Here is a 13,468-nt window from a genome sequence, read left to right as displayed (position 1 = left end):
GCCCGGCGCCCTCCGCCACTGTTCGCCTGCAGGCCGCCCATGCGGAGGGATGGGGAGATGATACGCGCAGTTCTGGCGAGGGGGATAAGATGGATAAATTTGGGCCTGTGAGGGGTGTTTAGCACCGATCCACCTTGCGGCGGTGGCGCGATCTCGGACGGCGTGCGCCACTCCCCGACCGAAAAACCAAAAACCCCGGCCCCGACATCCGTCGTGACCGGGGTTTGAAATCTGGTGCCCAGAAGAGGACTCGAACCTCCACACCTTGCGGTACACGGACCTGAACCGTGCGCGTCTACCAATTCCGCCATCTGGGCAAGCGCGGTGTAACTAGGGTGAGCGCCGGGCGATGTCAACCGGGTTTGTTGCCGGCCTCACCAGTTTGCACCGTCCCAGTGCTTGATGGCGTTGCGGTCCACCGCCACTGCCGGTTCGAGGCAGTTGACATTGACCATCACCGTCTCGGCGCCCTTGCCGTCATGCCCGCGCGCGAAGGATTCCACGCCGCAGGTCTTGCAGAACAGATGATCGATATTCTCGGTGTTGAAGTGGTAGGTCGTGAGGTTTTCCGCGCCGCTGAGCAGGGTGAACTGGCTGGCCGGCGCCGATTGCAGCACCCAGCCCAGGCGCCGGCAGCGCGAGCAGTTGCAGTCGCCCATCGAGCCGAGGTCGGTGACGACGTCATATTGCACGGCGCCGCAATGGCACTGGCCGCGATAGGTCTTGGTATCGGGCATATCTGGCCCCTCCTGTGTTGTTTGGAACGAAACAAGAACAAATATGCGCGAGAGTCAAGCCGATTCCCGCGCCCGGGCCTCGACATTGGCGGCGGCCATGCGATAGAAGCGGGGAAACGAAATGACGCCTGTTGCCGGAGCCTATGATGGACAGAATCGAACCTAAACTCGTCACGATTTTCGGCGGTTCGGGCTTTGTCGGCACCCAGATCGTGCAATTGTTGGCCAGGAACGGCCATCGCATCCGCGTCGCCGTGCGCCGGCCCGATCTGGCGGGACACACCAAGATGTTCGGCAGTGTCGGGCAGATTCAGCCGATCCAGGCCAATGTGCGCAACGCCGCCTCGGTGCGGCGCGCCGTTGCCGGCGTCGATATCGTCATCAACCTGGCCGGCATCGGTTTTTCGCGCGGTGCGCAGACGTTTGACGCGGTGCATGTCGATGGCGCGGCCCATGTGGCCGAGGCTGCCAGGGCGGCCGGCGTCACGACGCTGGTGCATATGTCGGCGCTGGGCGCCGATCGGGCGGCCGATGTCAGCGCCTATGCCGCCAGCAAGCTGGCCGGCGAAGCCGCCGTGTTCAAGGCCTTTCCCAATGCCATCATCATGCGCCCCTCGATCCTGTTCGGGCAGGACGATGGCTTCTTCAACCTGATGGGCGCGCTGGCGCGCCTCTTCCCGGTGCTGCCGGTCATCGGTGGCGATACAAACTTCCAGCCGGCCTATGTCGGCGACGTGGCCGAGGCTTTTGCCCGGGCCGCCGAGGGCAGGGTGAAACCCGGCCGCATCTATGAACTGGGCGGGCCGCAGGTCGAAACCCACCGCGAGCTGCTCGCCCGCGTGCAGCGCGAGGCCGGGCGCAACCGTCCCATGCTGCCGCTGCCGGCCGGCCTTGCCAAGCTGATGGCTTTGCCTTTCGCCATCCTGCCGTTTCCGCCCTTGCTGACCGGCGACCAGGTCGCGCTGCTCGGTGTCGACAATGTCGTCTCCGATGCCGCGATCAAGGACAAGCGGACCTTTGCCGCCTTCGGCATCACGCCGACGGCGATGGATGCCATCCTGCCTACCTACATGTATCGCTATCGCAAGCACGGCCAGTTCGACCGCGACAACGCGCCCGCGCCGATCCTCTAGGCTTCGCTGCTTGAGGCCTTCGGACATCGTCCGGGGCCTTTGCTTGCTCCCGTCATTTCCCCCACCCCGTTCCCTCGGACTTGACCGAAGGCCTCTCGCCGCCTGCGCAGCGTCGAGCGCCTGCTTTTGATGCACGCGCACCCACGTTGTGGAAACACCCGCTCAAAATCTATCGTAAGATATATCTTGAAATCGCCACCGACGGCGCCGATATCCCACGTCAATGCAATGTAAGATATATCGGAGACCCATCATGAGTGGTTACTGGAGAAACGGCGAACCCAACTGGCGCCGCATGGAAGCCATGGCGCGTCGCGGCTGGGGGCGGTTCGCTGCCGGCGTCGAAAGCGGCGAAGGCTGGGGCAATATGGCCGGCAATCTGCGCGTCGGGCGCATGCTCGCCTCGGGCGATCTGCGGCTGGTCGCGCTCTACCTGATCGAGCAGCAGCCGCGCCACGGCTATGACCTGATCAAGGCGGTCGAGGAAAAATCGGCCGGCTTCTACACGCCGAGCCCCGGCATCGTCTATCCGGCGCTGACCTTCCTTGAGGAGGCTGGCTTCGTTACCTCGGAAGCCGATGGCAACAAGAAGCTCTATACCATCACCGCAGAAGGCCGGGCGCATCTGGCCGACAACCGCGATTCGATCGAATCGACTTTGGCCTTTTTGGCCAAGGCCGGCGAGCAGATGAACCGCTTCCGCGAATTCGCCAAGGCCGATTGGCCGTTCAACCGCGAAGACGGCCCCGATTTCGGCAATCGCCCGCCCCATCGCGGCCACGGCCCCGGCTGGGGTCCGGGACCCGATGCCGACCGCGACCTCAGGGATGTGGTGCCCGAACTCAACGACGCCCGCCGCGCGCTCAAGGCCGCCATCAAGAAGGCGCGCAAGGGCAATGAGGACCAGCAGCGCCACGCTGCCGATATCCTCAAGCGCGCCGCCGCCGAGATCGAGGCGCTGGGCGACGACGACGTGGATATCTGAACATCGGAGCGTTTCCAGCAAAAGTGGAAACGGTTTTGCGGTTCGGAAACGCGACAACCGGACGGGCGGCGGGAAACCGCCGCCTTTCATCCGCAGGGCCTTTCGCTGCCAAGCGCTAACATGTTAGTGCTTGGCCATGCAGCAAGCCAACACCCTCCCCAACTCTGCCCCGCAACCCGCGCCCGACCGGCAGGAAGCCGGTGAGCGCGTCGCCGCCCGCCTCAAGGGCCGGGTGCGCGGGCGCATTCATACCGACCCGCTGATGACCTATGCCTGGAGCGGCGATGCCAGCTCCTACCGGCTGATTCCAGCCGTGGTGGTCTTCATCAATTCCGAGGACGAAGTGCGCGCCGTGATGGCCGCGGCCCGTGCCGAGGGCCTGCCGATCACCTTTCGCGCGGCGGGAACCTCGCTCTCCGGCCAGGCCGTGACCGATGGCGTGCTGGCCGTGCTGGGCGATGGCTGGCGCAAGCTGGACATCCATCCCGGCGCCGAGCAGGTCACGCTGGGGCCGGCCATCATCGTCGCCAATGCCAACAAGGCGCTGAAGCCGTTCAACCGCAAGATCGGGCCCGATCCGGCAAGCCAGGCCACCTGCAAGATCGGCGGCGTGGTCAACAACAATTCGTCCGGCATGTGCTGCGGCGTGGCGCAGAATACCTATCACACCATGGCCCGGCTGCGCATCGTGCTGACCGATGGCACCATGCTCGACAGCGGCGATGCGGCAAGCCGGGACACTTTCCGCGCCAGCCATGCGGCGATGCTGGAGGGGCTGCATCGGCTGCATCACGAGGTGATGGATGATGCCGATCTCGTGGCCTTGATCCGCCACAAATATCGCATCAAGAATACGGTCGGCTATTCGCTCAATGCGCTGGTCGACTATCACGACCCGCTCGATATCCTCATCCACCTGATGGTGGGCTCGGAGGGCACGCTCGGCTTCGTCTCCGAAGTCACCTACAATACGGTGCCCGAGCACCCGTTCAAGTCCACGGCCCTGGTGCCCTTCCCCGATCCGCAATCGGCCGGCCGCGCCATTATCGAAATGGCCAATGGCGGGGTGCAGGTGACGACCGGCGTCACCGCCGCCGAATATATCGAGCGCCGCGCCCTGGCCACGGTGGAACACCTGCCGCCCATGGCGCCATTGCTGCCATGGCTGACCGACAATTCCCCCGCCGTGCTGATCGACGTCACCGCCCCCGATGCGGAGACGCTCGAACTGGAGGTGGCCAAGGCCGTGGACCTGTTGTCCCGCCACGGCGCCACCCATGTCGATTTTTCCACCGACGACCATCGCAGCCATGCCCTCTGGGACATCCGCAAGGGCTTCTTCGCCTCGGCCGGCGCCGCCCGCCCCAAGGGCAGCATCATGCTGACCGAGGACGTGGCCGCGCCTATCGAGCGGCTGGCCGATTTCGTGGTCGACCTGCGCGCCATGCTCGACCAACACGGCTACCAGGATGCGGTGATCTTCGGCCACGCTCTGGCGGGGAACCTGCATTTCCAGATGGGCGACGATTTCTCCAAGCCCGGCTCGGCCGAAAAGTTCGATGCTTTTTCCAGGGCGCTGAGCACCCTCGTCTCGGTGCAATATGGCGGCTCGCTCAAGGCCGAACACGGCACCGGCCGCGCCATCGCGCCCTTTGTCGAAGCCGAATGGGGGGCCAAGGCCTATGGCCTGATGCACCGGATAAAAGACCTGTTCGATCCCGAAGGCCTGCTCAATCCCGGCGTGCTGCTCAACCCCGACGACAAGGTGCATATCAAGCACCTCAAGCTCATGCCGCTGGCCGATGAGCTGGTCGATCTCTGCATCGAATGCGGCTTCTGCGAACCGGCCTGCCCCAGCCACCAGATGACGCTGTCGCCGCGCCAGCGCATCGCCGTCACCCGCGAACGTGAACGGCTGCGCGCCAGCGGCGAAGACCCGGCGCGGCTCAAGCGCCTCGATGACGATTTCCAATATGCCGGGCTCGATACCTGCGCCGCCTGCAATCTCTGCTCCTTGCGCTGCCCGGTGGGCATCGAGACCGGCACGATGATCATCGGCCAGCGCGGGCAAAGACGCGGCGCCACGGCCCGCGCCGTCGCCGGCTTCGCCGCCGATCACCGCGGCGCGGTCGAGACCATGATGCGCGGCGGCGTGGCGCTGGCCGATGCGGCAAGGGCGATCATCCCTGCGCCGGCCGTCGAAGCCATCACCGATACGGCCCGCCGCCTCACCGGCGACCGGGTGCCGCGCGTCTCGCGGTCATTGCGGCATGGTCCGGGCTCACCCAAAGCCAAAACCAGCCGACAGAGCCTGCGCCAGTCCATCGTCTATTTCCCCAGTTGCGCCACGCGCATGTTCGGCGCCCCGAAAAGCGAGCATGACCTGCTTGATGCGCCCGAGGCCATGCTGGCGCTGCTCGAGCGGGCCGGCTTCGATGTCATCGTGCCCGACCATCTCAATGGGCAATGCTGCGGCCAGCCATTCCAGTCCAAAGGCTTTCCCGAGCAGGCTGCCGAAGTCGGTACTGCACTGAAGCGCGAATTGTCGGCTCTCAGCGACGCTGGACGGCTGAGTGTCGTCACCGATGCCTCCACCTGCGCCAAGCATCTGCGCGAATTCCCCGGCGATGCACCGGTGCTGGATTCCAGCCAGTTCCTGCTCAGCCAGGTGCTGCCGCGATTGACCATCACCCAGAAGCTGCCGGTCGTTGCCGTGCATCACAATTGCTCGGCCCAGCGCCTCGCCGAACAGCCGATGACCGAGGCCATCGCAAGTGCCTGCGCCGACCAGATCGCCGTGCTGTCATCGGTCACCTGCTGCGGCTATGCCGGCGACAAGGGGCTGTTTTTTCCGGAGCTGAACAAACACGCCACGCGGTTTGCCAAAGGGGATATTCCTGCCGGCTGCACGCTGGGCGTGTCGACGGTCAGCACCTGCGCCTCGGGGCTGAGTGAACATGCCGGGGTGCCGTTTGTGGGGCTGGCGAGCCTGCTGGAATGGGCGAGCCGGCCATAGCGCTCTTATATTCTTCTCCCCATCGGGGTGGCGCTTAGCGCCGGATGAGGGGGTGCTGTGGTTGGCCGCAGAAGCCCCCTCACCGACTCGGCTGCGCCGAGCCACCTCTCCCCGACGGGGAGAGGAACAGGATGGGTGACCTTCCGACACAAAACGGCTACTGAACCCCAGCAAGCCCCCGGATATCAATGACCATCACCGCTACCATTTCCAGCCTCGGCCACAAGGGCGAGGGTGTTGTCGAAATCGACGGCCGCAAACTCTTCGTGCCGCTGGCGCTGCCCGGCGAGATGGTGGAGATCGACGCCGAGGGCGAGCGCGGCACGCTGCTTGCTGTGGTCACCCCGGCCGCCAATCGCGTCGAGCCGTTCTGCCCGCATTTTGGCGCCTGCGGCGGCTGCCAGCTGCAGCATATGGATCGGCCGAGCTACGAGGCCTTCAAGATCGGGCTGGTGGAAACGCCGCTGCATTTTGCCGGTATCGACCACAAGGTGTCCCGCTTCATCGATGCCGCGGGCGCGGGGCGGCGCCGGGCGACCCTGCATGCCCGGCGGGAAGGCGCCGGCTATATGCGGCTGCGCAGCCATGACGTGCATGATATCGATGCCTGCCCCATCCTGGCGCCGGGCCTGGCCAGGGCGCCCGACATTGCCCGTGCGGTGATGCAGGTTTTGGGCGAGGCCGATGTGAGTTTTACCGCTACGCTGAGCGGGCTCGATGTCGCCATCCGCACCGAGAAGAAGCAGGCCCGCGCCGATCGCGTTGCGCCGCTGGTGAGCCGGTTCCGGCTGGCCCGGCTGGCGCTCAATGGCGAAATGGTGCTGCAGGCCCAGGCGCCGGTGATCGAGATGGGCAGGGCCCGCGTGGAGCTGCCGATCGGCAGTTTCCTCCAGGCCACGGAAGCGGCGGAACATGCCCTGGCGGACTATGTGATCGCTGCCGTTGGCAAGGCCAAGACCGTGGCCGACCTGTTCTGCGGCGTCGGCCCCTTCGCCCTGCGGCTGGCCGAGCAACGGCCGGTCTTTGCCGCCGACAGCGACAAAGCCGGCATTGCCGCGCTCGACAAGGCGCGGCGCTTCACCAAGGGCCTGCGCGAGGTGACGGCCAAGGCGCGCGACCTGTTTCGCGATCCCCTGACCCGGTTCGAGCTGCCCTATGAGGCCGTGGTGCTCGATCCGCCGCGGGCCGGGGCCGAGGCGCAGGTCAGGGAACTGGCCACTTCCAAGGTCCGGACCGTGGTCATGGTGGCCTGCGATAGCCGGACCTTTGCCCGTGACGCAGCCATTCTCATCGCCGGCGGCTACGCCATGAGCGACCTTGTGGCGGTGGATCAGTTTACTCAATCCACCCACATCGAAATTGCTGCCACATTTCGGCGCTAGGTCACGATTGACGCGGTTAACGCAACCCTTCCGGGCGGTTGGCGTTGGCCATATATCAATCATGAAATAGCGGCGGCCCGGGCGGGTGTAGTCGCGTGGAGATACCCATGCGTATTCAGAAGATTCTTGCCATTGGCGCGCTATGCGCCGCGACTGCCATTCCGGTTTTTGCCGCCACGGCCACGCCGGACGGCACTTTCGTTGACAGCTATGGCACCTCGTTCGATTTCTCGCTCTGCGGCGATGGCACGGCTCTATGCGGTGTTCTGACCAATCTCGAGGGGAAATCGGCCACCGAGGAAAACCTGGCCTTTGTCGGCAAGCAGGTGATGCAGGCCAAGCAGGTTGCGCCCAACCAGTGGAAGGGCGAACTCGAAGCCGGTGGCATCAGTGCCGCGGCGACGGTGACCATGACCAGCCCCGACACCATCGATATCCAGGGCTGCCGCGGCGGCATCTTCTGCCAGACGCTGACCTATACGCGGACGTAGCGGGTGTTTGAGTCACCTCGCCCTGGGGAGCGGTCGCCCGCCGTGTCGCTTCGCGCACGAGGGCAGGCTCCGGGGCGGGTGAGGGGTTCAGGTCCGGGTCAGGCTCCCGTCTCTCACCGGCGCTGAACCCCTCGCCCCACCCTCTCCCCTCAGGGGAGAGGGAGCCTGCGTTCAGCGCAAGATGTCGGCCTAGCACACTGTGGCCACGCGCTCCTTGATGGTGGCGAGAACCTCGTCGCCGGGGCGCTTCCACCAATTGTCCTGGCTGAAAATCTCGACCTCCTGGGGCCCGAAAAAGCCTGCATCCTCGATCATTTTGCGGATCGCGGGGAGGTCGATGACGCCGTCGCCCATCATGCCGCGGTCGAGCAGCATGTCCCTGGTCGGGACCAGCCAGTCGCAGATGTGGTGGGCGAAAATGCGCTTCATGCGGCCGGCGCGGGCAATGGCCTGGGCCAGCCGCGGATCCCACCAGACATGATAGACGTCGACGGCGACGCCGACGGTTTCGCCCAGCGTCTCGCAGATGTCGAGCGCCTGGTCGATGGTGTTCACGCAGGCCCGGTCGGCGGCATACATGGGATGCAGCGGCTCGATGGCGATCTTTATCCCCGAGGCGCGGGCATGCGGCAGCATGGCGGCAATGCCATCGGTCACCATCTGGCGGGCGCCCGGCAAGTCCCTGGAACTGCCCGGCAATCCGCCCACTACCAGCACGATGCAATCGGCATTGAGCGCCGCCGCTTCGTCGATGGCGCGCAGGTTATCATCGATATTGGCCTGCCGCCCGGCGGCCGTTTCCGCCGGGAACATGCCGCCGCGGCAGACGCCGGTGACCTGCAACCCGTTGGCCTTGACGATGCGCGCCGCCTCGTCGAGACCGATGGCCGCGATCTGGTCGCGCCAGGGCGAAATGCCGGTGATGCCGGCCCGCAGGCACCCATCCACGGCTTCGGCAAAGCCCCAGACCTGGCGCGTCGTGGCCAGGTTCAGCGAGATAGCACGTTGGGTCATTTGGTTCGCACACTGTTGACGTTGAGCACCGCATTCATGCGCGAAACGGCCAATTCGGGGTCACTCAAGACTCGGGCTTTATCCGCAAGGCGGAACAGCTCGCTCAGATGCTGCACCGAGCGGGTCGATTGCTGCCCGCCCACCATCTGGAAATGGTCCTGCAGCCCGTTGAGATAGGCGAGGAATACCACGCCCGTCTTGTAGAAGCGGGTCGGCGCCGCGAAGATGTGGCGGCTGAGCGGCACGGTGGGTTCGAGCAGGTCGAAGAATTCTTGTGTGTTGCCCTTGCCGAGTGCCGCGAGCCCGGCCGAGGCGGCTGGCGCAATGGCGTCGAAAATGCCGAGCAGGGCGTGGCTATAGCCCTGATCGTCGCCGGCGATGAGCTCGGCATAGTTGAAGTCGTCGCCAGTGTACATTTTCACCGAAGCCGGCAGGCGGCGGCGCATGGCGATTTCCTTCTCCGCCGACAGCAGCGAAATCTTGATGCCGTCGACATTTCCCGCATTGGCCGCGATGACGTCGAGGCAGACATCCATCGCCTTGTCGTGGTCGATATTGCCCCAATAGCCCTGCAAGGCCGGATCGAACATCTCGCCCAGCCAGTGCATGATCACAGGCCGCTTCACCTGGCTCAGGATGCGGCCATAGACGCGCGCATAATCGTCCGGCGACCTGGCCGCCGCGGCGAGGGCACGCGATGCCATGAGAATGACGCGGCCGCCCTGGGCTTCGACGAAGCCGACCTGCTCCTCATAGGCGCGGATGATGTCGTCAATGGTGACATCGGGGCCGGGAGCCAGGTGATCGGTGCCGGCGCCATAGGCGATGAGGCTATCGGTACGGGTGCGGGCTTCGGCCTGGGCGCGGCGGATCAGCTCCTGCGCCTCGGTCCAGGTCAGGCCCATGCCGCGCTGGGCGGTATCCATGGCTTCGGCGACGCCGAGGCCGAGATCCCACAGGCGATGGCGGAATTTGAGGGTGGTGTCCCAATCGATGGCGGGGGTGAGCCAGGGATCGTTGCTGGCCAGCGGGTCAGCCACGACATGGGCGGCGGCATAGGCGATGCGATTGAAGTCGCTCGCCTTGTGCTTGACGAAGGGGATCGGGATGCCGGTCAGCGTATAGAGCGTGATGGTCCGGTCGGGATTGGGCAGATTGATGGTGGGCATGTTCGACTTCCTCAAAAGCCTCAACAAATTCGAATGTCACCCCGGCGCAGGCCGGGGTCCATCCTGAGGTCGATCAACGCTCACCGAGTGTGGAAATATCTCAGGATGGATTCCGGCCTGCGCCGGAATGACACTGTGGGTGCGTGAACCGGCGACTAGAATTCCAGCTTCGGCACGTCGAGCCAGCGGCGTTCGGCCCAGCTCTTGAGGCCGAGTTCGGCCAGCTGCACGCCCTTGGCGCCGGCTTCGAGGCCATATTCCCAGGGCGCGTCCTCGGCGACGTGGCGCAGGAACATTTCCCATTGCGCCTTGAAGCCGTTCTGCGCCGGCCAGTTATCCGGCACTTCTTCCCAATCGTTGAAGAAATTCATGGTCTGCGGCTGGTCGGGATTCCACACCGGCTTGGGTGTGTTCACGCGATGCTGGCTCCAGCATTTGTGCAGGCCCGCCACGGCCGATCCATGCGTGCCATCGACATGGAAGGTGACGAGATCGTCGCGGCGAACGCGGGTGACCCAGGAGGAATTGATCTGGGCGACGATACCGCCTTCGAGCTGGAAGGTGGCATAGGCCGCATCGTCCGTATCGGCCTTGAAGGGAACGCCCTTTTCGTCGACGCGCTCGGGGATATGGGTGGCGCCCAGGCAGGACACGGCCTGCACTTCGCCGAACAGGTTGTCGAGCACATAGCGCCAGTGGCAGAGCATATCGAGGATGATGCCGCCGCCGTCGGCCTTGCGATAATTCCAGGAGGGGCGCTGGGCCGGCTGCCAGTCGCCCTCGAAGACCCAATAGCCGAACTCGCCGCGCACCGAGAGGATCTTGCCGAAAAAGCCGGAGTCGCGGAGCATCTTGAGCTTGAGCAGACCGGGCAAAAACAGCTTGTCCTGCACCACGCCATGCTTGAGGCCGGAGGCGCGGGCGGTCTTGGCGAGGTTGAGGGCCACGTCGAGGGAATCGGAAGTCGGCTTCTCGCAATAGACATGCTTGCCGGCGGCCAAGGCGCGTTCCAGCAGGCTGGCCCGCATCAGCGTGGTGCCGGCATCGAAGAACACGGTGTCGTCGGGGTTGGCGAGCGCGGCGTCGAGGTCGCTGCTCCAGCGCTTGATATCGTGCTTTTTGGCCAGGCGCTCGATCTTGTCGGCATCGCGGCCGACGATGATCGGGTCCACCACCAGGCGGTCGCCGTTGGACAGCACAACGCCGCCCTGGTCGCGGATCGCCAGGATCGAGCGCACCAGATGCTGGTTGTAACCCATGCGCCCGGTGACCCCGTGCATGATGAGTCCGAGCCGCCTGTCTGCCATTTGTAAACCTCCCATGCCGCATTCGGCGTGTAACTGATTGGTTACTTAGCTATACGCGATGAGGAATGGCGTCAAGCGGGATCGGTGGAGGACTTTGGGATGAGGGCTGCTGGGGCGACTGAACGGCGCCTCCTACAGTCCCAGCACCATCTTCAATCCGATGAGGCCCAGGAAGACCAGGATCATCCGGTCGAAGGCCTTGCGGCTGAGCTTGCCGCTGATCCAGTGGCCGACAGGCATGAAGGCGAGGATGGGGGCCAGCGCCAGCACGCCCTGCAGCATCCATTCGGGACGCATGACGCCGGCAGCCCACAAAGCCGGCAGCTGCACCACGGCAAAGGTGAGGAACATGGTCGAGACGGTGAAGACATGGGCATCGCGGTCGAGGTTCATCGAATGGATGAAGGTCACGCCAACAGGCGCCGAAATGCCCGTTGCGCCCTGCAAGGTGCCGCCGCCAAGGCCGGCCAGCGGCCCCAGGCGCCTGGCCAGAGGCAGGCCGAGCGACCAATGCGGCGTGGCGAGGCGCAAAGCGATATAGGCCAGCAGCAGCAGGCCGAGCGTCAGCACCAGCACCCGCTCGGGCAGGTTGGTCAGCGCCCAGGTGCCCACGCCGATGCCCACCACGCCCCCCACCAGGAACAGCGGCATGAAGGAGAGGCGCGGCGACCCCGCCTCGGCGCGGAAGCGCCAGACCTGCCAGGCATTGGTGACGATGAGCGGAATGGTCATCAGGCCTACGGCATGCTGCAGGCCGAAGGCGGCTGTCAGCACCGGCAGCGCGACCAGCGGCAGGCCCATGCCGGTGGCGCCCTTGACCACGGCCCCCGCCGTCAGGGCCAGGGTCATGATGACGATCGATTGCGGTTCCAAGCCCGTTCCCCAAATCTACTATCGGTTCAGGTTGCGTCGGTTGGCGCGCCAACGCAATGGCTATCTATTGGCAGCAACGGGAAAAACTTCCAGCACCGAAAACGTTTGCGGATAACCAGATAGTTACTTCACAGGTTGACTCTGCTGAAAATGCCCCCCAGTCTGCCCCGCGGCGGGCACTGGAAATATCCGGGCACCGCGCACCAAGGGAGGAACACGATGAACAGACGACTGCTGTTTGTCCTGGCTGGCGGCGCATCGGCGCTGTTGCTGGGCACATCTTTGGCCGCCGCGCAGGAGTGGAAGCCCGATCGGCCGATCAACCTGATCGTACCCTGGGGTGCTGGCGGCTCGACCGACCAGGTCACCCGCGTCACCGCACCCATCCTGGCCGAGGCGCTGGGCGTCGAGGTCGTGGTGGTCAACCAGCCGGGCGCCTCGGGCGCCATCGGCACCCAGGAAGTGCTCAACGCCGCCCATGACGGCTATACCTGGACCGCCAACGCCATCGCCAACAACGCGACCTACCATGTCTCGGGCCTCCTGGCGGACACCGATATCGACGACTGGCACATCTATCTTTCGGTCGCCAACGTGCCCGTGGTCAGCGTGCCGGCCGACAGCGAATTCACCGATTTCGGCCAGTTGCTCGAAGCGCTCAAGAGCCGCGGGCAGGGCATCACCGTCGCCACGGCCGGCATTACCTCCTCCGGCGGCACGGCCATTGCGGCGCTTTCCGACGCGGCCGATGGCTTCCAGTACAACATGATCACCTATGACGGCGGCGGCCCGGCCGCCATCGCCACCGCCTCGGGCGAAGCCATGGTCACCACCCAACTGGCGGTGGAACAGACCGAACTGATCCGCGGCGGCCGCCTCAAGGCCCTGGCCGTCTTGTCCGACCACCCGCTGGTGCTCGATGGCGTCGACCCGATCCCGCCGATCACCGACTGGCTGCCGGACATGGAACTGGCTCCCGACTATTTCGGCATATTCATCCCCTCCGACGCGCCGCCCGAAGTGCTGGCGACGGTCGACGCGATCTGGGCCGACAAGGTGATGAACTCGCCCGAGCTCAAGACCTATGCCGAAACCTTCGGCGCAGTCTTCGCCCCCTCCTATGGGCCCGAGGCCCGCGCGCTGGCCATGCCGGTCGCGATCCTGGAAGCCTGCTCGTCGGTGGCGCGCGGCGAGGCGGTCAACGATCCGTCCACCATCGGCATCGACTGCGAGACGCGGACGGAAGTCGGGAAGTAAGCTGCAGTCACGGGCCGCAAGGTCCGTGGCGGTTCCCTTCTCCCTCGAGGGAGAAGGTGCCCGAAGGGCGGATGAGGGGTGTCGCGCTACCCGCACCCATTGAA

Annotated in this window: 11 protein-coding genes and 1 tRNA gene; 6 read left to right on the top strand and 6 right to left on the bottom strand. The window is 65.2% G+C overall.

What is annotated here, in order from left to right:
- Positions 1–232: 232 nt before the first annotated feature.
- Positions 233–317: transfer RNA gene (locus ASD04_RS09690), tRNA-Leu, on the bottom strand.
- A gap of 57 nt (positions 318–374) precedes the next feature.
- Positions 375–737, bottom strand: a complete 363-nt coding sequence (locus ASD04_RS09685; protein WP_056255808.1) for a GFA family protein — start codon at positions 735–737, stop codon at positions 375–377.
- A 146-nt stretch (positions 738–883) separates the two neighbouring features.
- Here ASD04_RS09685 and ASD04_RS09680 point away from each other — a divergent pair, with 146 nt between their 5' ends.
- From ASD04_RS09680 to ASD04_RS09660, 5 genes are all read left to right on the top strand, one after another.
- Positions 884–1,870 (top strand): complex I NDUFA9 subunit family protein, encoded by a 987-nt coding sequence (locus ASD04_RS09680; RefSeq protein WP_156461193.1) that lies wholly within the window; start codon positions 884–886, stop codon positions 1,868–1,870.
- A 253-nt stretch (positions 1,871–2,123) separates the two neighbouring features.
- Complete coding sequence (locus ASD04_RS09675; RefSeq protein ID WP_244488293.1) at positions 2,124–2,855, top strand: PadR family transcriptional regulator; 732 nt, start codon at positions 2,124–2,126, stop codon at positions 2,853–2,855.
- A gap of 136 nt (positions 2,856–2,991) precedes the next feature.
- Positions 2,992–5,871 (top strand): FAD-binding and (Fe-S)-binding domain-containing protein, encoded by a 2,880-nt coding sequence (locus tag ASD04_RS09670; RefSeq protein ID WP_156461192.1) that lies wholly within the window; start codon positions 2,992–2,994, stop codon positions 5,869–5,871.
- Positions 5,872–6,059: 188 nt separating this feature from the next.
- Positions 6,060–7,253: a class I SAM-dependent RNA methyltransferase gene (locus ASD04_RS09665; protein ID WP_056255799.1), complete on the top strand. Its 1,194-nt coding sequence runs from the start codon at positions 6,060–6,062 to the stop codon at positions 7,251–7,253.
- A 107-nt stretch (positions 7,254–7,360) separates the two neighbouring features.
- Positions 7,361–7,744, top strand: coding sequence for a hypothetical protein (locus ASD04_RS09660; RefSeq protein ID WP_056255798.1), 384 nt, complete (start codon positions 7,361–7,363; stop codon positions 7,742–7,744).
- A gap of 189 nt (positions 7,745–7,933) precedes the next feature.
- Here the strand turns inward: ASD04_RS09660 and ASD04_RS09655 are convergent, their stop codons facing one another.
- The 4 genes from ASD04_RS09655 to ASD04_RS09640 form a co-directional block, all read right to left on the bottom strand.
- Positions 7,934–8,758: a sugar phosphate isomerase/epimerase family protein gene (locus tag ASD04_RS09655; RefSeq protein ID WP_056255796.1), complete on the bottom strand. Its 825-nt coding sequence runs from the start codon at positions 8,756–8,758 to the stop codon at positions 7,934–7,936.
- Positions 8,755–9,927 (bottom strand): dihydrodipicolinate synthase family protein, encoded by a 1,173-nt coding sequence (locus ASD04_RS09650; protein ID WP_056255794.1) that lies wholly within the window; start codon positions 9,925–9,927, stop codon positions 8,755–8,757. The genes ASD04_RS09655 and ASD04_RS09650 overlap by 4 nt, the downstream gene beginning before the upstream one ends.
- 155 nt (positions 9,928–10,082) lie before the next feature.
- Entirely contained in the window at positions 10,083–11,234 is a 1,152-nt protein-coding gene (locus ASD04_RS09645) for a Gfo/Idh/MocA family oxidoreductase (RefSeq protein ID WP_056255792.1), read from the bottom strand.
- Positions 11,235–11,366: 132 nt separating this feature from the next.
- Positions 11,367–12,107: a sulfite exporter TauE/SafE family protein gene (locus tag ASD04_RS09640; RefSeq protein WP_056255791.1), complete on the bottom strand. Its 741-nt coding sequence runs from the start codon at positions 12,105–12,107 to the stop codon at positions 11,367–11,369.
- A 219-nt stretch (positions 12,108–12,326) separates the two neighbouring features.
- Between ASD04_RS09640 and ASD04_RS09635 the strand changes: the two genes are divergently transcribed.
- Positions 12,327–13,364, top strand: coding sequence for a tripartite tricarboxylate transporter substrate binding protein (locus ASD04_RS09635; RefSeq protein WP_056255789.1), 1,038 nt, complete (start codon positions 12,327–12,329; stop codon positions 13,362–13,364).
- Positions 13,365–13,468: the final 104 nt, after the last annotated feature.

Source organism: Devosia sp. Root436 (assembly GCF_001426345.1).
Lineage (GTDB): Bacteria > Pseudomonadota > Alphaproteobacteria > Rhizobiales > Devosiaceae > Devosia.
The sequence above is the reverse complement of the archived record's forward strand: the minus strand, read 5'-3'. Positions and strand labels throughout refer to the sequence as shown.